Here is an 18,237-nt window from a genome sequence, read left to right on the forward strand (position 1 = left end):
AGTGTGCCAGGCGATTCGACCCCTCGGATCGGTTCAGAGCCGCAGAAGGAGAACCGGAATTCGTGCTGCTCAGCAAGCTGTTCGACAGATTCCTGCCAGCCGACCGCAGATTCAACCCTGAGGCTCTGGCCTGGATAGCGGTGATCTTCACCGCCATTGTGATGCTCGCAGTCGAATCCTCGATTGCGGTGGGAGTTCACGAAGCACCCGTCGCACTGGCATTCATCATCACCGTCATCCACGCAGGATCGATGCCGCTGTCGATGCTGCGCCCACTCTTCGGCGTGATCGTCTCAGCCATCGCCTGTGGTGTCTTACCGCTGCTCGGCCCGTATCTCGCCGGCAACCCATGGCCGTGGATGGTGCCGATGATGATCACTCAGATCCTCATCATCCTCATCGTCGGACTCCGCGCCCACTGGGGCGTCGCATTGGCTGCGCTGCTGGCGAGCATCGCCGTCTCTGCGGCCGCAGCCGTCATCGGACATTTCCAGTACCCCGAGAGCCGGTCAGAATCATCGATCGTCAACATCGTCATCTTCTCCTGCATCGCCGGCGGCTTCTACGTGGCTGCCATCATCGTTCAGCAGTGGCACCTGATCCGTTCGCAGCTGCTGCAGGAGCAGGAGAACACAGCCGAAGAGCATTCGAAGCGCGTAGTGGTCGAGGAGAAGACGCGGATTGCTCGCGAACTCCACGACATCGTCGCGCACAGCATGTCGATCATCAACATTCAGGCCTCGAGCGCACCATTTCGCCACCCCAATATCGATCCGGATGTGGAAAGGGAGTTCGAAGACATCTCCGTGTCCGCTCGCAATGCCCTCACCGAGATGCGAGGACTCTTAGGCGTGCTGCGCAATGAGGAATCGAATCAGCAGCTGGCACCTCAGCCCAAATTCTCCGAAGTGGAGGGGTTGGTGAAGAAGGCGCAGCAGGCTGGAGTCAACGTCACCATGGAACGGGGCGGGGGACCGCTAGATCGCAGCCTGCGCGACAGCACCGGGCTGGCCGGGTATCGCATCGTCCAAGAGGCACTGAGCAACGCCATCCGTCACGCCACCGAATCGCAGATCCATATCAAGATCGACAGCGGCGGCACCGCTTTGTGGATCAATGTCTTCAACACTGCGGGCAAAGGCCCTTCTGAGGCCGCGAAGAATGAGGTCCATCGTCATCAGGGGCTTATCGGAATGAGAGAACGCGCGTCCTCGGTCGGTGGCGAACTCCGGACCGGATGGACCGGAAGCGGAGGCTTCGAAGTGGCAGCGGTGCTGCCGTTGTCCGTGGCCGATGCGCGTAAGTCAGGCACAGATAAGCCCGGCTCACACGAGACTGATGATCGCGAAGTCAGCGCCGACCAGGACATAGGTCCGGGCCCAGCCCCGGCCGACCCGGACCTAGCGCACTCGGATGCGAGCACAAGCACGAACACGACCACAGACACAGGCGCAGCCACAGACTCGAGCGCAGAAGACGTCACGGTCGCAGAGGCAGACAACACAGCAGGTCAATCGCAGGGTGATGAGAGGAGCAACGCGTGATTCGCATCGTGATTGCCGATGATCAGGCAATGGTTCGAGCAGGCTTCGCTGCGTTGTTGGACGCGCACCCCGACATCGAGGTGGTGGGCCAGGCACAGGACGGCGTCGAATGCGTCAGCCTCGTCGCCGAGCTGAGGCCCGATATCGTCCTCATGGACGTGCGCATGCCCGAACTCGACGGCATCGAGGCCACCCGCGAGATCCTCTCGGCCAGGGAGCGGCAACCTGCGAACTCTGTTCAGCCGGCGAACGCTGGCCAGCCCGGGATCGCAGGTCAGCCCGGGATCGCTGGCCGGCCCGCGAACGCAGAAATAGCGAAATCAACTGTGTCCACCTCGGAGACAAGCGGCATCGGCGATGATGTTCCGCGCATCATCATGCTCACGACTTTCGACATCGATGACTATGTCTTCGACGCGATCCGTGCCGGTGCCAGCGGTTTCCTCCTCAAAGATGCCCCACCCAATGAGCTCGCCGAGGCGGTGCGGGTGGTGGCCTCGGGCGATGGGCTGCTGGCCCCAAGCGTTACCCGTCGTGTCATTGAGCATTTCGCCGCGGGTCCGCAGACATCGAACGCGGCGGCACTGCCTGATCTCACCGACCGCGAACGTGAAATCCTGGTGTTGGTGGCAAGTGGGCAGACGAACACCGAGATCGCTGCCACGCTCTTCATCGCTGTTCAGACCGTGAAGACCCACGTCTCACGAATCCTCTACAAGCTCGACATCAGAGACCGTGCTCAGGCAGTTATCGCCGCCTATGAATCCGGGCTCGTGGTGCCTGGAACGCGGGCCTGATCGTTCACCCCCTACCGGAGTAGGGGGTGGAATACGGTGCCGTGGGGTGATGCCAAGGCGCGGTCCCTCTCGTACCGTAAGTAATATGGAATCAGTAGATGTCGCGAATAGGACGCTGTCGACACCCCCTCTTGGGAAAGAATCAAGGGCGGAGGTCCTCGAGAAGAGGCGAGCCAATCGCGGTACCGAGAAGCAGGAGTTCACCAGCGATTTCAGTGCGCTGATGGCCCAGGTCAAAGAGGCCGGTCTGCTGGCACGACGACCCGGCTGGAATACGCTGCGCTTCGTCCTCCTCGGACTCTCCTACGTCGTCGCCTTCGCGATGCTCTTCCTCATCGGCGAAAGCTGGTGGCAGATGGCCACGGCAGTCGTCTTCGGAATCCTCTTCACCCAGACGGCATACGTCGCCCACGATGCGGCACACCGTCAGATCTTCACCAACGGCAAGGTCGGGGAGTGGGTGTCGACCATCATCGGCAACCTGTTCATCGGCCTCAGCTTCGGCTGGTGGCTGAAGAAGCACAACGCTCTCCACCACGCCAACCCGAACAAGGCAGGCGTCGACGGTGACATCGCCCCGGGCGCACTGATCTTCGACCCTGAGGATGCGCAGGGGCTCACCGGGTTGCGGAAGTGGCTTGCCGCTCATCAGGGCTGGTTCTTCTTCCCGCTGCTGACTTTGGCCGGAGTGCAGCTGCACGTGAACTCGGTCAGGGCGATTCTCGTCGGCCAGTCCTCGATCAAGCGCCGCTGGATCGAAGGTATCTTCATCGGCATCCGCATCATCGGATTCCCCCTCATCGCCATCTGGGCCGCCGGACCACTCATCGGCATCGTCTTCACGATCGTCCAGGTCATGGTCTTCGGTGTCCACATGGGTGGCTCGTTCGCTCCCAACCACAAGGGACAGCCGATCGTTCCCAAGGACGTGAAGATCGACTTCCTGCGTCGCCAGACCCTGATGTCGCGCAACATCTCCGGCGGGCGTCCGATGGGCTTCCTGATGGGCGGACTGAACTACCAGATCGAGCATCACCTGTTCCCGAGCATGCCCAGCGTCAACCTGCACAAGGTTCAGCCGATGGTCCGCGAGTACTGCGCTCAGAAGGACATCAAATACACGGAGACGACGCTCTTCGAATCGTTCGGCATCATCGTCCGCTACCTCAACCGGGCCGGACTCGGCCAGGCCGATCCCTTCGACTGCCCGGTCACCGCACAGTTCCGTTCACGCTGAGCCAGCCGCACGGCACTCTGGGCGAACAAGCCGACCAGGACGATTCCACGCAAACCCCCCACTGCTACCTCGGCGGTGGGGGTTTTATGCTTCGTGCAAGACACTCAGGTCGTCGAGAATCAGGCCAGGTGCTCGGATCAGGCCAGGTACACGAATCAGGTCAGGTGGTCGTGAGTGCCAGAGACCCACTCGGCATAGCGTTCGGCCGAGCTCGCCACCGCCTCTTTGGCTCCGCTCGAGATCATCTGCCCGAAGTTGCCGTACATGCGATCGAAGTCGATGTCAGCCACCGAGGCGGCGATGCCTCTGACGACTCGCGCCGACAGCGGCAGATAGTTGGGGAAGCTGCGCATGAATGTCACCCACCCCGACCGGGCCACCGGAGCGATCGAGTCTCCGCTGAGCATGACTCCTCGGCCGTCCTGGCCCGTCCACACAGCCACCGCGCTTCCCGGGAAATGGCCGCCCGTGCGCTGCAGCCGGACGCCGGGAACAGGTTCCGCGACGTGATAGTAACGCCAGATGTTCGGGCCCTCGCGCTGAACCCAGTCGGCATCGGCACGGCAGACGAAGATCGGGGCATCGTCAAAGGCCGCGCTCCACTCGAGCTGCAGGCCGAACATGTGGGGATGGCTGGCGGCGATGGCCTGAACGCCGCCGAGGTCTGAGACTGCGGCGATGACGTCCTCGTCGAGGTAGGGCGGGACGTCGAAGAGTAGATTGCCGCGCTCGGTCTGTGCCAGATAGCACGTCTGCCCGATGCCCAGCTTCGGTTCCACTCGTAGAGCGTAGAGACCTGGTTCGCGTTCGACGATGGAGACGCTGTGGTGTTCCGATTCGAGCTCTTCACGCGTCGTCCAGTGCTGGCCTGACGCCGGCAGCCACTGGCGCTCATCCGAACAGATCGGGCACACGTCCGGTGGAGGCGTAGTCGTTTCGACACCGCACGTGCGGCAGATCGTCACGTTCGTCAGTGCTGTCATCGGGGTAAACCTCCTGCCCCCGAGGATAGTCGCCGAGTGCAGGTGGGGCCAGGTAACCGGTGTCAGGTGTGGCGCGAAGTGCACCGATCGGCTGCTCCGCATGGAGCGCAGAAACCAAGCAGTTGCAGGGGGACCCGGTCGTGGGAGACCCGGCGGCTCAACCCACGGCGACGCGTTTCTTCGAATGGGCCATGAGATGTCCGACGAGGATGAGGGCGATGCCCAGGACGAACCACCCGATCAGCACCCACCACTGCATCGCCATGGGTGCATCCGGGAAGTAGGAGATGTCGCGCAGCAAGGTTCCAGAAGCACCAGGGACCAAGAACTGACCGATGTCTCCCCAGGCTCCTGCGAGGAATTCCTTCGGTGCTTGGAGCGAGGCGATCGGATTGCCGATGAACATCGTCAGCACTGCGCCGATGGCAATACCGCCTGGCCCTATCAGTGACACGAAGCCGTTGATGAGTGCCGCGGTTGCCGCCACAGCAAGGCCGGCAGCCAGCACGTTGAGTCCGAAGTTGCCCTGCAGAATGCCGAACCAGGACTGCAGAACGAGAGTGAGTGCGAGTCCGCCGATGGCCCCGTAGGCCAGTACCGCGACGGCACGCATGCGGCGCGAGTGGACGATCATGCTGGTGAGCACACCGCCGACGATTCCGCCGATGGTCAGAGGCAGGCCAGCGATCGCGAGGCCGGCACCGGTGGAGTCGTTGTCGTTGAGTGGAACGACGTCGGCCACCGTGACCTGGGGGATCTCCATCGCCGAGGTGGTCGGGGCCTGTGCTTGCTCACCTGGGTTTCCCTGAGGCCCGGCAGGACTCTGAGATGCAGAGCCTTGAGATGCTGGGCTTTGAGATGCTTTCGCCAGTGCGTCTTGCATCTCCTTCATTCCATCCTGCATGCCCGAGATCGCCTGCTTGTCGATTTTCTGCTGCATCTGTGAGGCGATCCCGGTCAACTGTTGGGCAACGGCGGGGGAAGCCGCAGTTGAGGTGAGGATCTCGGGTTCGTCACCAACGATGAACGCCCCGTAGACCTCACGTTGACGGATGAGCTGCTGCGCCTCGGCGCGGGAGTCGACCTTCCTGAGATCGAGCATTCCGTCGGGAGCGTTCGCTGTGATCTGATCGATCTGCTCCTGATCGCCGACGGCTGCCACCGGAAGGTCTTTGGGCTCTGATGTCACGGTCGGCCAGCTGAACGCCAGCAGGATGACGGTGACGATAGCCGCGGCGAAGACAGCTGCGAGCAGAGCCTGCTTGATGCTGGGTTTGAGCGCACCTTTGGCGGCCTCGGCGTCGGGACCGGTCGCGGTGTCGTCCGAGATAGCGAGGATTCTCGTCTGCATGCCTATCCAATCATTGAAAACGAATACTCGTTCTGTTTACTCTTGCGGGTACGATATATCAAGAATGGTCATTCGTTTTTGGGGGATTGGTGCCGAAGGTCACGGACGAACACAAGGAAGCCATGCGCACGCGGATTCAGGATGCCGCGCTCGCATGTTTCACTCGCAAGGGCTTTGCCGGGGCGTCGATGGCCGACATCATCAAGGAGGCGGATCTCTCCGCCGGTGCCGTCTATGTCTACTACTCGTCCAAGGCCGAGCTCACACTCGATGCTGGCAGGCGAATCATGGAACAGCGGGCAGCCGAACTGCAGGACTTCGGGTCAGCGGACGAGGTCCCGCCTCCTCAACAGGTCTTCCCGAACTTGCTGAACACGATCCTCTACGACACGCCATTCTCCCCGCTGCTGCTGCAGGTGTGGGCAGAAGCATCGCACTCGCCCGACTTCGCGAAGGTCGCAGCGAAGATCTACGCTGACCTGACTGTCCGGTTCGCGGCCTATCTGAGCGCGTATTTCCACCGCGGCGCGGGGCTGAGTGAAGATGCGGCGCAGGCCAAGGCTGAGCAGCTTGCTCCCGCGGTGCTCGCGCTCATGCAGGGCGCTATCGTCCAGAACGCGGTGTTCGGCCAGGATTCGCGTGCGCGCATTACGAGCGCCATCGAGGCACTGCTGACAGAGATCACGGACTGAGGCGCTGACCGCAGACATCCCGGACTGAGGCTCCGACCGCGCGCCTGGGTTCGATGTTCTCTGGCCGATGCCCTTCCTGGCCAAAATGCGATCGCTGCGCACCGCAGGACGAAGAATGGTCAACAATGGCACCAGAAGCGCACGCTCGTCTGTTGAAAGGACCACGACCACCCATGTCGATCGCCTACCTGCCTGCCACGAACCGCGAATCCGAGCACATCATCCTGCGCGGGGCCACCCTCATCGACGGAAACGGCGGTGACCCGATCGCCGACTCCGAGATCGAGGTCAGGAACGGACGTATCGTCTACGTCGGGCCCCAGCGCGACGAAGGACCCACCTCGGCGGGGGAGGGCAATGACACAGGTGACAAGGCCCCTCGTGTCATCCAGCTGCAGGGTAAGACGATCATGCCCGGCTTCATCGACTCACACGTGCACTTCGGACTCACGGTCGAGAACCCGGCGGCAAACCTCGCCCGCTTCACCTCGGAGCGAATCGTGCGCAGCGCAGTCAACGCCCGGGACACACTCATGGCCGGAGTCACCACAGCACGCGACCTCGGCGGAACTGACCGCGGCGTTCGCGACAGCATCGAGCAGGGACTGGTCTTGGGACCGCGGACCCACCTGGCCATCAGCCCGCTGTCTCCGACCGGTGGACACACCGACTTCACCATGCCTAACGGCATGCCCACGATGCCACCGATGCCCGTCGATCCGATCATCGACACCGACGACGATGTGCGCCGGACCATTCGCACCCTCGTGCGCTCCGGGGCCGACGTGATCAAGGTCTGCACCACCGGTGGCGTCTCGAGCCCAACCGATACTCCCGATGACATCGGCGTCCCAGAAGTACACGTGCGGCTCATCGTCGAAGAGACCGCCAAACGAGCAGGTCAGCCCGTCGCCGCCCACGCCCAGGGAGCCGAAGGCATCAAGGCCGCCATCCGCGGCGGAGTGCGTTCCGTCGAACACGGCTACGGTATCGACGATGAGGGCATCGAGCTCATGCTCGAACACGGCACCTTTCTCGTCCCCACCCTCAGCAGCGCACTGCGGATCCCGGATCCGAAGAACGTGCCCGGCTACCTATACGAGAAGAAGGTCAAATGGTCGGCGATCGCACGTGAACGCATCGCCGTTGCCATGGCCGCCGGGGTCAAGGTCGCGCTGGGAACCGACGCTGGGGTGTGCCCGCACGGGCTGAACCTGCGCGAGGAGATGCACGCCGTCGAACTCGGTCTGACACCGATGCAGGCGATCGTGGCGGGCACGAAGAACGCGGCCGAACTGTTGCGACTCTCAGCAGACGTGGGCACCCTTGAAGAAGGCAAACTCGCCGATCTGGTTGTTGTCGACTTCGACCCACTGGTCGATATCACCGCACTGGCTGAACCCGACAACGTCAAAGCCGTCGTCCAGGGCGGATCCCTGGTCAAGGATTCTGCCGGTTGGTTCGGCTCCGCCCCGGTCACCTCGGCGCTCGGGTAATGCTGACATCTCCGCACATCACCACTCACCACCTCCGTACACCATCTCCACCACAGAAGAGGAACCTCAATGACGACTGACTTCCGGACAGAGGCCCTGTCCCTGACCACCGAACTGCGTGACCTGCGCCGCGAGCTCCACCGCAACCCGGAGCTGGGCCTGGAGCTGCCCTTCACTCAGCAGAAGATCCTCGACGCGCTCGAGGGTCTGCCGCTCGAGATCACCACAGGTCAGGGCCTCAGCTCGGTCATCGCCGTGCTCCGCGGCGGCAAGCCCGGTCCCACGGTTCTGCTGCGCGGAGACATGGATGCCCTGCCCGTCACCGAAGCCACCGGACTCGACTACGCATCGATCAACGGAAACATGCACGCCTGCGGTCACGACCTGCACGTGACGGGGCTGGTGGGCGCGGCCAAGCTCCTGTCCGCTCATCAGGCAGAGCTGGCCGGGACGGTGGCATTCATGTTCCAGCCCGGCGAAGAGGGACCGGGTGGAGCTCAGCCGATGCTCGACGAAGGGATGTTCGAGACCATCGGATCGACTCCCGACTCCGCCTATGCCATCCACGTCGCCCCGGGAGTTCCCGGCACATTCGTCAGTCGCCCCGGCACCGTCATGGCCGGAGCCAATACGCTGCACGTGACGATGCACGGCAAAGGTGGGCACAGCTCCCGCCCCGAGGACGCCACCGATCCCATTCGTCCCCTCCTGGAGTTCGGCCAGGCACTGTATTCGATGATCACCGGATCGTTCAGCGTTTTCGATCCCATCGTCGCCGAGGTGACTCAGCTGGAGGCCGGCAACGCCGTCAACATCATTCCTGCGACGGCGAAGCTCGGTGCCTCCGTGCGTACCATGTCGGCCGAGACGACGAAGAAGTTCCCTGCAGCCGCGACCCGCCTGGCAGAGTCGATCGCCGCCGCACACGAATGCACCGCCGAGGTGGTGTGGACCGAGCAGTACCCCGTGACGGTCAATGACGCGCAGGAAATCGAGTTCGTTGCCGAGACGTTGACCGAAGCCTTCGGGGCGCATCGCTACGTGACCGCCCCGAACCCGGTCATGGGTTCCGAGGACTTCTCCTTCGTGCTCAATGAGGTACCTGGGGCGTTCCTTTTCATGTTCGTCTCCCCGGAGGACGTCGATCCTGCGACCGCAGCGACGAACCACTCGCCCGAGGTCCTCTTCGACGACGCACACCTGCCGGACCAAGCTGCGGCGCTGGCCACCCTAGCCTGGCAGCGGACCTTGCGAGGCTGAGTCCTGGCCTGAGGCGCACGGGCCCGAGGCGTACAGGCTTGTGCCGACTTGCGAGGGACCGGGTCAGACGGTGTCGCCGTCCTCGTCGACCGAGTGGACCCGGTCCTCGCGCATACTCACCTTGTCCACGCCGGACAGTTCCATCAGGGGCGGGATCAGGAGGTGCAGGGGAGGCCTGCCCTCGAACTTCACGTCGATCTGGACCATCTTCACCCCGTCCTCCGACTCGAAGCGTTTGGAGTCGAGGATCGTGTTCGAATACCCCATGTTTCCGGCCACGGCGAGGATGTCGCGGAGGATCCCGGACCCGTCCTTATAGGCGATGCGCAGCAGCTTGCGGTGCGAATCGTCGGGGATGCGGCGGATCAGCGGAGCGATGACGAACAGGGTCAGCAGGTGGAGCGCGGTGAGCATCATGGCCAACGACAGCATGCCCGCGCCGCAGGCCATGCCCACGGCGGCCGTGACCCACACGGTGGCGGCCGTCGTGAGACCGCGCACCATGTTCCGGCCCTTGAAGATGACACCGGCACCCAGGAAGCCGATGCCCGATACAATCTGCGCGGCAATCCGCGACGGGTCCAGGCGAGCCTCGTCGCCGAGCACCGCAGCGAACCCGTAGGCGGAGACCAGCGTGAATGCGCACGTGCCGATGCCCACGAGTACGTGTGTGCGATAGCCGGCGCTCTTCTGCCGGAACTGCCGTTCGAAGCCGATCAGCGAGCACAGGACGAAGCTGGCCAGGAGCAGTTCTGCCTCGACGAGGCCGGTCGGACCGAAGAATTCGATGTGAGAGCCCATAGTCCTTCTGACTTTAGCCCCTCACCTGTGCACGACGTCGCCTTTCGCGAATCGGCGACTCAACTGTCCGGCAGGTGCACCCCTCCGCAGGACTCCGCAAGCTCAGGCCCGAATAGGGCCGCCGGTGTGAAGACTCCCGGACGTCCGGTCCCAGCGAGTAGCCGCTGAGCGATCTCCGCGGGCAGTGTCCCGGTGAATTGCTGCGCTTCACCCAGACGCAGCCAACCTTCGCGAGTTTCACCATCTTCCCAGGTCACAAGCGCGTGCCCCCAAGAATGTTCGCGCGGGGCCGCCTTGGCTCTGACCGGGATCCGCCCGAGACCGCGGGTGGCCAGCAATCGCAGTCGGTCCCAGCGCATGAGCGTGCTCGTCAGCGACAGCAGCGCACGAGACACGGGAGACGACGGTGCCTCGCTTGAAGCGGAGAGGACTGTCGGGGCACCACTGGCTCGGTGAGCCGCAAGCAATTCACCCAACGGCATACCTGCTGTGGTTGCGGTGGTGCCATCCGGCAGAGTCAGCGTCAGCGCCTCGGCGCCGATCGGTGCGGCCACCAGCTTGTCGTCCCTGATCATGCGTCCCTGCAGGCCACCGAGCAGCGAGCCGACCAGAGCTTCTCCGGCGACACCCGCGGGGACCGCCATCGACGGCAGCATGTCAACTCGAACTCGTACCGGTGAGGGGCGACCCTCGCAGAGCCTGACTACGACGCTCTCTGTCGCGGTCACACCGAATCCGGCACCGGTGATCACGGAATGCCCGGCAGAAACGGCCCTTTCATGACGTTCGAACGCCGCGGCCAGCGAGTCCGGATCGTTCGCCAGATCGATGTAGTGGCTGCCGGATTCATGACAGGCATCCATGATGAGTGGAGCGGTCGTCGTGAACGGTCCGACAGTGTTGATGACGATGTGAGGCTTTTCCTGGCGGATCGCATCTGCCGATGTGGCGACCGAGGGACTCACCCGTGTTGTGCCGCCGACTTCTCGGACAACGGACTGCAGCCGTCCAGCATCTCGACCGACGAGGACCGCAGACAGGCCTCTCTTGATCAGCTGCGAGGCGATGGTCTGACCGCTGCGGCCGGTTCCGCCGAGGATCCAAATCGCCTCGGGCTCTCCCCGCTCCTGGTATTGATCGCGTTTCATCACTGCGCCTTCACCTCATGTCATTGTCACTTCATGTCACCTATATTTCATGTCATTGAGTGACATCACTCTACCACGTTGATGTCACTCAATGACATCAGCTAGGCTCTGGGCATGGGACGATGGGAACCGGGAGCCGAGGAGCGGCTGCGAGAGGCGGCGCTGCTGCTGTATGCGGAGCGCGGTTTTGAGCAGACGACAGTGGCGGACATCGCCGAGCGAGCAGGCGTGACTGCCCGCACCTATTTCCGGTACTTTTCCGATAAGCGCGAGGTTCTCTTCGCAGATACTGCAGATCTGCAGAAGAATATGATGCTTGCCTTGGATGCAGTGCCAGCCACAGCCTCGGCGCTGGAGGCGATTGCGGCCGTTCTCGACGTGGTGGCAGAAGCGGTCGGCGATGACCGCGAGGTCTCGAAGAAGCGGCAGGCTGTGATCATGGGCAATGGCGAGCTGCGCGAACGCGAATTGGCCAAGCTCTCCACTCTGTCGGCAGCTTTGTCTCAGCGACTGCAGTCCCGCGGCAGCGCCGACGTCGCGGCGGACCTTGCGGCAGAGATCGGCGTCGTCGTCATCCGGGTCGCCATGTCACGATGGATCGACACCGACGATGGACGCGGCCTCAAGGCTGTCATCAGGGAGACTTTGGACAGTGTGCGCGGCTTCGCCGCCGGGAGCTGAAGGCTGTTCACTGAGCATCGGGTGTTGAAGACTGCACCCATGATCAGAACACGCCAGCGCCGAGGTGGTTGTCCACCTCGGCGCTGGCCTGTCCGGGTTACGCGGTAGCCGCAGTCAACCGATCACACGGTGTTGATCACACGGTGGCGATCACACACTGTCGATCACACTGTGGAGGGGATCCACTCCTGCTGATCGGATGACTCGGACCGATCGGCCCCCTCGGCGGGGCGATTGCTCATGCCATCACCAGTCGTCGGTGCCATCGTCGGCCTGGGGGAGAGCCTGTGATACTCGTTCGGATCGTCGGCGACGATCGTCGACTGCACGGTCTGACCCGGTTCTGCACTGTCCGATGCGTCAAAACCCCGCGCATCTGCAGAACCCTGTGCTGACTTCGGGCCTTCGAGAGCTTTGGCCTGCTTCCGGGCCTGCTTGTCCCGCTCCCGCTCGCGCTCGAGGTGGAGATTGCCGAAGTCATGCTCGGTCCGCGGCGGCTTGATGCTGTCGATGAGGAACACCAGTGCCAGAGACACGAGGCCCCAGAGTCCGAGGACCTGCATATGCTCGGTGACCACGTCGCTGTCGAAGTAGATGATCGAACGGATGGTCTCCACCGCGGCCGCCATCGGCAGGAAGTCGTGCAGCGTGGTGAAGAACGACGGGATCATGTACTCGGAGATCGCCCCGTTCGAGGCGGGCATTCCGGCGAACATGAGCGTGCCGATGACCGGAATGATCGCGAGCATGCCGATGAGTCTTTCGAAGACCATTGCGAACATGGCGATGCAGAAGATCGCGATGATCCCGGCACCCCACAGCTGCGCGAAATGACCGTCGACGGCCCCGGTGATCGGGCCGGCAATGAGGGTGACGACCAGCGACATGAACGGTGCGTACACAGCGGTGAGAGGAATCATCCGCTTCAGCGGGCGGCTCCACGGGTTCGCGTTCGCGCCGACGATGACGACCATGAACCCGGCCAGGATCCAGCCCATGGCCACGTACATGACGACCACGCCGTTCTTGTCCCGATCCGGCAGAGGCGCAACATTGTCGACGTCAAGCTCCATGTCCTGCGCCGAGGCGACCTGATCGAAGATGCGGTTGACGACCTGGTAGGCACTGTTGTTCCCGGCCTCGTTCGCAATGAGACCGAACTCGGCGTTCTTCTGAGTCGGCAGGACGAGAGCTGCGACCTCGTCGCGATCCTCAACCTGAGCTCGTGCCTCTTCCTTGTCCGTCGTGGCAGTGAAGTCGAACATGTCCTTGCCCATTGACTTCTCAAGGTCGGCGATCGTGTCCTTTGCCTGCTCGGTCGAGGAGCCGACCACGGTCACAGGCATGTCCTTGGGCGTGGGCGAGCCCATCGCGCCGAGCATGAAGGTGAGCATCATCGTGACCATGGCCAGTGGGAAGACGATGAGTGAGATGTAGCGCCACACCTTCGAATCCGGGCGCCGGCCACCGTGCAGTGACGGGATGTTGACATCCAGCGGCTTCGGATCCGGATTGCGCCGGTGGGAGATGAAATCATACGCCTTTGTCAGCAGCAGACCGAGGACGGCGCCGATGGCCAGGACGAGGAGGTGCTCGGTGACACCCTTGCCATCGAAGTACAGCACGGAGCGCAGTGCTTCGCCGATCGCGGGCATCGGCAGAATCTCGTGCGTAAAGCGGTAGAGCGCAGGCATCGTGTACACGGGGTAGGACAGGTTTGACGAAGGCATGCCGAGGACCATGAGGAAGAAGATGCCGACGATCACTCCCATGGCACCGACGATTCTGGTGATGAACAGCTGGACGCAGGAGATCGCGAACACGCCCAACCAGGCGACGCCGAGAACGGCGACCGTGTCCTTGACATCGACGATGTCCAGAATCGGGCAGGCGACCGTCCAGACCAGGCCGGCGATCGCCGCGGCCCACGCTCCGAGGATGGGCACGATGCGTTTGAACTTCAGCAGTTCGGGCGAGTTCGAGCGCAGCACGCTGAAGGGCAGGTATCCAGCCATGACGATGGCAGTCATGAGGAACATCGCTCCGAGTCCAGAAGGATCGTCGTCTGGCAGGGACGCAATGTCCTCGGTCTCAACGTCGAGTCCTTCCTCCTGCAGAGCGGGCATGACGAGGCCGGTGACCGTCGTCTGCTGTTGTACTCCTGCACCACCCGCGGTGTAGAGCATGGCCTTGTCGCCCTTGATGACGACCGCTGCCGAGGCTTCGCGATCAAAGACCATCTCACGCGCGGTGTGGGCGTCCTCGACGGTGTCGATGTCGAGGGCATCTGGTTCGGCACCGTCGAGCGTGAACTTCGTGTCCGCGGCGTTCGAGTCCGAACCGGCCACGACGACAGGCATGTCATTGGCCGAGGGGGAGTGCATGGTGCCGAGGTAGCCCGTGATCATCATGCCCACCATGATGAGCGGCATGATGAAGATCGCTGCCGTCCGACCGATCAGCTCTGCCTTGGCGCGTTTGGCGGCAGCGGCCTCTGCCTTGGCATCGGTGGTGTGCGGCTCGTCCGTCGACTCCGAAGCCTGGTCGTGGCCTTGCTCGTAGTCGTGGTCGTGATCGTGCTTGGTGTCGTGTGATTCATGCTCACGGGCCTCTCGGCGGGTGAGCTGCGGTGGTGGTGTGGCCACTGTCGTCCTCCTGATGGATCGGAAGTCGAGTGATCACCGTTGACCACCATGAACTCGACTACTTTAAGACACGTGACTTAGAATTGTGAAATCGACATGGATTTGCCAAGGTGAGGGCGATGCTCGCCGAGGTGGTCAGGTCGCTGATAACGCGACAGCGAGTCCGCATCGTGAGTGGTGTGAGAATGAAAGAATAGGGACTATGGGAAGCCAGAGTGACAGAGCGCGCGAGGTGCTGCTCAACTCCGCAGAGGAGCTCTTCGCCATCCACGGAATCGATGCGGTGTCGAATCGCCGCATCGTCGACCATGCCGGGGCGGCGAATCATTCCGCGATCTCTTACCACTTCGGAGGTCGAGATGGTCTGCTGCGAGCACTCGTGGAGCGTCATGTCGCCGAAATGTCCCTCCGCAGGGACGATTACGTCGCCGGCCTGAGTGAGACTCCGAGCATTCATGATTTCGTCCGTTGCAGAATGGGTCCGCTGTTCGACGTTCTCGCCGAACTGCCGCGGCCCAGCTGGCGTGCACAGTTTCTCGCGCAGGTGGGGATCGTGCCCTCGGCCGTCGAGATCATGAAGGCCGTGGTGGCTGAGTCTTCCCTGCCGGAGGGCTTGAGATTCATTCACGGCGAGGCGGAGGGCATTCCCGAAGGCGTCTTGCGCGGCCGGGCCTATCTGCTGGCCCACATGGTCACCAGCGCGTGTTCGGACCAAGAGGTGAGGATGAATGAGGGGACCCACAAGGGCGACTGGGAGCAGGTGGGACGGTTTCTCATCGATGCCGCCGCAGGCATGATTGCGGGTCCCGTGACATCACCGGACGGAGCGATCCGCTATCCCTCGATGCCGTACCTCTGACAGGAGTCTCTGAGGGGCTGAGCGTCCTCGCAGGACTGACTCAGTCGCAGCCTTCGGGGCCGCACACTGCACCATCGCGAAAGGCCTCGTCTCCGCCCTTTCCTGAGGTGGTTCCGTCCGAGGTGGTGCTGCCTGAACCGGAATCTCCACCGGCGAGGACTGTGAGCTTCTGGCTTTCTCCCCAGGCGGTCTCAAGCGCCTGCGTGAATGCCTCGGGTGGTTGGGCACCGGAGATTCCGTATTTGCGGTCGATGACGAAGAACGGAACCCCATTGGCACCCAGCGCCTGAGCCTCGGCGATGTCGGCCTTCACCTCGGCGGTGTACTCGTCGGTGGAGAGGACGCGACGGGCCTCGTCGGCGTCGATGCCAACAGCTTGCGCCACCTCAGCGAGATACTCGACGTCTCCGATATTGCGGCCGTGCTCGAAGTGACCGGACAGCAGGGCCTCCTTGGCTTGGTTCATGACCCCGTGTGACTTGGCCAGGTGGAGGAAGCGGTGAGCGGTGAAGCTGTTGGCCACGACGATGGAGTCGAAGTCATAGTTCAGGCCCTCGCCGGCGGCCTGCGCGGTGACGTGATCGAACATCTGTCGAACCTGTTCGGCGGGCATACCCTTGGCTTGGCTGAGGTATTCGGTCTCGGTTCCCGCGTAGTGCTCGGGCAGGCTCGGGTCGAGCTGATAGCTGCGCCATTCGACCTCGACGTCGTCCTTGTGTGCGAAGCCGTCCAGAGCGGTCTCGAAGCGACGTTTTCCGATGAAGCACCAGGGGCAGGCGATGTCCGACCAGATTTCAATCCTCATGACAGCTAGAACCCGCGTGTGAGACGGGTTATTCCCCGGGGTTGGGTGCTGGATCGAGCGCTGGCCAGGCGGGTTCGAATCAGAACAGAGCTTCCTGCGGCGGGGGAGTCAGGCTTGCGGCTTGAGCTGCGGTCGAAGCGGCGGCCCCGGACCGCGTCCGGTCTCCGCGCTTCGTCATCGGGTAGTCATCGTCGGCGGAGCCGCGCAGGTCGTAGGCGTCGATGAGCGGATTGATGCGCCGGCTCAGCCAGGCGCGGTACTCCTTCGACGCATAGGAGGACTTCGCATACATGCGGCGGTAACGGGGGAGCAGCTCGGGATGCTCACGTTCGAGCCATTCGAAGAACCACTCGCGGGCCCCAGGCCGCAGATGCAGAGCACCATAAACCACTCGGCTCGCGCCGGCCTCCTTGATGGCACTGAGCGCAGCATCAAGATGGTCCATGGAGTCAGTGAGCTTCGGCATCACCGGCATAAGGAAGACCGTGACGTTGAAGCCGAGGTTCGCGGCCGCTCTTACCGTTGCCAGGCGTGCTGTCGTCGTCGGTGTGCCTGGTTCGATCGTCTGCTGGAGAGCGTCGTCAAAGACGGCGATCGACATGCTGATCTCGACATCGACGTCCTCCTTGGCACGGGCGAGCAGGGGCAGGTCGCGGCGCAGCAGCGTGCCCTTCGTTAACACAGACATCGGAGTTCCGTGCTCGGCCAAGGCAGTGATGATGCCCGGCATGAGAGAGTAGCGTCCCTCGGCGCGCTGGTAGGGATCCGTGTTCGTACCCAGGGCCACCAGCTCACGTGCCCACTTCGGCTTTGCCACCTCGGCGGTGAGGACTTCGGGGGTGTTGACCTTGACGATGACCTGCCTGTCGAAGTCCTGACCGGAATCCAGATCGAGGTAGCGGTGGGTATTGCGGGCGAAGCAGTAGACGCAGGCATGAGAGCAGCCGCGGTAGGGGTTGATCGTCCATGTGAAAGGCATCGAACTGGCCGCGGGAACCTTGTTCAGGGCCGACTTCGCGAGCACTTCGTGGAAGGTGACGCCCGCGAATTCCGGCGTGCGAACACTGCGGACCAGGCCTTTGATGCCGAAGAGTTCGGCGGGTGGGGGAGCGGCGTGCGACTTTGCAGCCGACGCAGTGCCAGTCTGTGCGCCAGGCGACGGGGTAAGCGTGCTCTGCTGATTCCACCTCATGACTACATTCGAACACGTGTTCGAGTGCGAGTCAAGGGTGCTCGAGGTGGCAGATGATGTGGTCTAGGAGGCTGTCATGCCCTTGAACTCGCTGCGATGGAAGACGAGTGCATCGGTGTTCGATGGGTCATCGGTCCGGACATCTGCGCTCGCCAGGCTGTTGGTGTCAAGGATCTCAAGCAGTGCGACGGTGTGGTCGCCGGCCTCGACCTCGTTGTAGAGGCGCGTCCACAGGTGGGCGGGACTGCCAGGGATGGTCAGCGCGCCATCGGTAGTGATCGCGGGATCGATCCCAGAGAAACGCGAGGCGCGATCCTTGGAAGCCAGTTGCCTGACCAAGAGCGACTGATGGGCGCCGAGGAGGGAAACTCCCAGGGCGGGTGCCGACCGCAGCAGTGGCCACGTGCTCGAAGTGGTCTGCACAGCAACGCTGATCAAGGGTGGGTCGAGTGAGACTCCTGCGGTCACCGTTGAGGCAACCAGTCCGAGGGGCGTGCCGTCGACTTCGGCGCCGATGAGTGCAACGGCCTGGGGGAAATGGGAGAAGGTCTCACGCAGAGCATCCGGTGACACGGCTGCGGCTCGTGCGATCGTCGTCATGAACTTGCCTCCGGCGGTAATGGGCTGTTGAGCGGCTGTGACTGCTGAGATCGTCCGCTCAACAATGCCTTGGTGATCTCAAGCGATCATCACAGATATTGCCGACAAGTGCATCCCGATGTGACACCTGTGAGTCTTCGTGCGTC

Annotated in this window: 16 protein-coding genes; 8 read left to right on the plus strand and 8 right to left on the minus strand. The window is 62.9% G+C overall.

Features of this window, described 5'->3' with window-relative positions; genetic code table 11:
- Window positions 1–62: 62 nt before the first annotated feature.
- The 3 genes from LQ788_RS08030 (at window position 63) to LQ788_RS08040 (ending at window position 3,578) form a co-directional block, all read left to right on the plus strand.
- Window positions 63–1,544, plus strand: a complete 1,482-nt coding sequence (locus LQ788_RS08030) for a sensor histidine kinase (protein WP_231446542.1) — start codon at window positions 63–65, stop codon at window positions 1,542–1,544.
- A complete protein-coding gene (locus LQ788_RS08035) occupies window positions 1,541–2,341 on the plus strand; it encodes a response regulator transcription factor (protein WP_231446544.1) in 801 nt (266 codons plus the stop codon). The genes LQ788_RS08030 and LQ788_RS08035 overlap by 4 nt, the downstream gene beginning before the upstream one ends.
- 85 nt (window positions 2,342–2,426) lie before the next feature.
- A complete protein-coding gene (locus LQ788_RS08040; protein WP_231446546.1) occupies window positions 2,427–3,578 on the plus strand; it encodes a fatty acid desaturase family protein in 1,152 nt (383 codons plus the stop codon).
- 155 nt (window positions 3,579–3,733) lie between these two features.
- On the opposite strand, the gene LQ788_RS08045 is transcribed toward LQ788_RS08040, so the two are convergent.
- Both LQ788_RS08045 and LQ788_RS08050 read right to left on the minus strand, forming a co-directional pair.
- Entirely contained in the window at window positions 3,734–4,561 is an 828-nt protein-coding gene (locus LQ788_RS08045) for a hydrolase (protein WP_231446548.1), read from the minus strand.
- Window positions 4,562–4,718: 157 nt separating this feature from the next.
- Window positions 4,719–5,912: an ABC transporter permease gene (locus LQ788_RS08050; protein WP_231446550.1), complete on the minus strand. Its 1,194-nt coding sequence runs from the start codon at window positions 5,910–5,912 to the stop codon at window positions 4,719–4,721.
- Window positions 5,913–6,034: 122 nt separating this feature from the next.
- Here LQ788_RS08050 and LQ788_RS08055 point away from each other — a divergent pair, with 122 nt between their 5' ends.
- The 3 genes from LQ788_RS08055 (at window position 6,035) to LQ788_RS08065 (ending at window position 9,360) form a co-directional block, all read left to right on the plus strand.
- Window positions 6,035–6,604: a TetR/AcrR family transcriptional regulator gene (locus LQ788_RS08055; RefSeq protein WP_231446552.1), complete on the plus strand. Its 570-nt coding sequence runs from the start codon at window positions 6,035–6,037 to the stop codon at window positions 6,602–6,604.
- Between the two features lie 173 nt (window positions 6,605–6,777).
- Window positions 6,778–8,100 carry a metal-dependent hydrolase family protein gene (locus LQ788_RS08060; RefSeq protein WP_231446554.1) on the plus strand — a complete coding sequence of 441 codons (1,323 nt, stop codon included), beginning with the start codon at window positions 6,778–6,780 and terminating at the stop codon, window positions 8,098–8,100.
- A 69-nt stretch (window positions 8,101–8,169) separates the two neighbouring features.
- Window positions 8,170–9,360 (plus strand): M20 metallopeptidase family protein, encoded by a 1,191-nt coding sequence (locus LQ788_RS08065; RefSeq protein ID WP_231446560.1) that lies wholly within the window; start codon window positions 8,170–8,172, stop codon window positions 9,358–9,360.
- Window positions 9,361–9,423: 63 nt separating this feature from the next.
- Here LQ788_RS08065 and LQ788_RS08070 read toward each other — a convergent pair whose 3' ends face one another.
- Both LQ788_RS08070 and LQ788_RS08075 read right to left on the minus strand, forming a co-directional pair.
- Window positions 9,424–10,161 carry an MgtC/SapB family protein gene (locus tag LQ788_RS08070; protein WP_009883044.1) on the minus strand — a complete coding sequence of 246 codons (738 nt, stop codon included), beginning with the start codon at window positions 10,159–10,161 and terminating at the stop codon, window positions 9,424–9,426.
- A gap of 59 nt (window positions 10,162–10,220) precedes the next feature.
- Window positions 10,221–11,309 carry a saccharopine dehydrogenase NADP-binding domain-containing protein gene (locus tag LQ788_RS08075; protein ID WP_231446562.1) on the minus strand — a complete coding sequence of 363 codons (1,089 nt, stop codon included), beginning with the start codon at window positions 11,307–11,309 and terminating at the stop codon, window positions 10,221–10,223.
- Window positions 11,310–11,423: 114 nt separating this feature from the next.
- On the opposite strand from LQ788_RS08075, the gene LQ788_RS08080 reads away from it, so the two are divergent.
- Window positions 11,424–11,990 carry a TetR family transcriptional regulator gene (locus LQ788_RS08080; RefSeq protein ID WP_231446564.1) on the plus strand — a complete coding sequence of 189 codons (567 nt, stop codon included), beginning with the start codon at window positions 11,424–11,426 and terminating at the stop codon, window positions 11,988–11,990.
- A 164-nt stretch (window positions 11,991–12,154) separates the two neighbouring features.
- Here LQ788_RS08080 and LQ788_RS08085 read toward each other — a convergent pair whose 3' ends face one another.
- The gene (locus tag LQ788_RS08085; RefSeq protein ID WP_231446566.1) at window positions 12,155–14,635 is read right to left on the minus strand and encodes an ABC transporter permease; all 2,481 of its coding nucleotides are present in this window, start codon (window positions 14,633–14,635) and stop codon (window positions 12,155–12,157) included.
- 202 nt (window positions 14,636–14,837) lie between these two features.
- Between LQ788_RS08085 and LQ788_RS08090 the strand changes: the two genes are divergently transcribed.
- Window positions 14,838–15,494, plus strand: coding sequence for a TetR/AcrR family transcriptional regulator (locus tag LQ788_RS08090; RefSeq protein WP_231446568.1), 657 nt, complete (start codon window positions 14,838–14,840; stop codon window positions 15,492–15,494).
- 40 nt (window positions 15,495–15,534) lie between these two features.
- On the opposite strand, the gene LQ788_RS08095 is transcribed toward LQ788_RS08090, so the two are convergent.
- From LQ788_RS08095 to LQ788_RS08105, 3 genes are all read right to left on the minus strand, one after another.
- Entirely contained in the window at window positions 15,535–16,299 is a 765-nt protein-coding gene (locus tag LQ788_RS08095; protein ID WP_231446571.1) for a DsbA family oxidoreductase, read from the minus strand.
- A 79-nt stretch (window positions 16,300–16,378) separates the two neighbouring features.
- A complete protein-coding gene (locus LQ788_RS08100; protein ID WP_231446573.1) occupies window positions 16,379–17,491 on the minus strand; it encodes an Rv2578c family radical SAM protein in 1,113 nt (370 codons plus the stop codon).
- Window positions 17,492–17,554: 63 nt separating this feature from the next.
- Window positions 17,555–18,091 (minus strand): flavin reductase family protein, encoded by a 537-nt coding sequence (locus tag LQ788_RS08105; protein ID WP_231446575.1) that lies wholly within the window; start codon window positions 18,089–18,091, stop codon window positions 17,555–17,557.
- Window positions 18,092–18,237: the final 146 nt, after the last annotated feature.

Origin of the sequence: Brevibacterium zhoupengii, from assembly GCF_021117425.1 — a bacterium.
Lineage (GTDB): Bacteria > Actinomycetota > Actinomycetes > Actinomycetales > Brevibacteriaceae > Brevibacterium > Brevibacterium zhoupengii.

What these genes read in the sequence shown, in the direction of transcription:
- LQ788_RS08050 (WP_231446550.1), bottom strand. Translation starts at nt 5,912, where the DNA reads ATGCAGACGAGAATCCTCGCTATCTCGGACGACACCGCGACCGGTCCC.
- LQ788_RS08070 (WP_009883044.1), bottom strand. Translation starts at nt 10,161, where the DNA reads ATGGGCTCTCACATCGAATTCTTCGGTCCGACCGGCCTCGTCGAGGCA.
- LQ788_RS08065 (WP_231446560.1), top strand. Translation starts at nt 8,170, where the DNA reads ATGACGACTGACTTCCGGACAGAGGCCCTGTCCCTGACCACCGAACTG.
- LQ788_RS08105 (WP_231446575.1), bottom strand. Translation starts at nt 18,091, where the DNA reads ATGACGACGATCGCACGAGCCGCAGCCGTGTCACCGGATGCTCTGCGT.
- LQ788_RS08075 (WP_231446562.1), bottom strand. Translation starts at nt 11,309, where the DNA reads ATGAAACGCGATCAATACCAGGAGCGGGGAGAGCCCGAGGCGATTTGG.
- LQ788_RS08090 (WP_231446568.1), top strand. Translation starts at nt 14,838, where the DNA reads ATGGGAAGCCAGAGTGACAGAGCGCGCGAGGTGCTGCTCAACTCCGCA.
- LQ788_RS08055 (WP_231446552.1), top strand. Translation starts at nt 6,035, where the DNA reads ATGCGCACGCGGATTCAGGATGCCGCGCTCGCATGTTTCACTCGCAAG.
- LQ788_RS08060 (WP_231446554.1), top strand. Translation starts at nt 6,778, where the DNA reads ATGTCGATCGCCTACCTGCCTGCCACGAACCGCGAATCCGAGCACATC.
- LQ788_RS08045 (WP_231446548.1), bottom strand. Translation starts at nt 4,561, where the DNA reads ATGACAGCACTGACGAACGTGACGATCTGCCGCACGTGCGGTGTCGAA.
- LQ788_RS08095 (WP_231446571.1), bottom strand. Translation starts at nt 16,299, where the DNA reads ATGAGGATTGAAATCTGGTCGGACATCGCCTGCCCCTGGTGCTTCATC.
- LQ788_RS08040 (WP_231446546.1), top strand. Translation starts at nt 2,427, where the DNA reads ATGGAATCAGTAGATGTCGCGAATAGGACGCTGTCGACACCCCCTCTT.
- LQ788_RS08080 (WP_231446564.1), top strand. Translation starts at nt 11,424, where the DNA reads ATGGGACGATGGGAACCGGGAGCCGAGGAGCGGCTGCGAGAGGCGGCG.
- LQ788_RS08100 (WP_231446573.1), bottom strand. Translation starts at nt 17,491, where the DNA reads ATGAGGTGGAATCAGCAGAGCACGCTTACCCCGTCGCCTGGCGCACAG.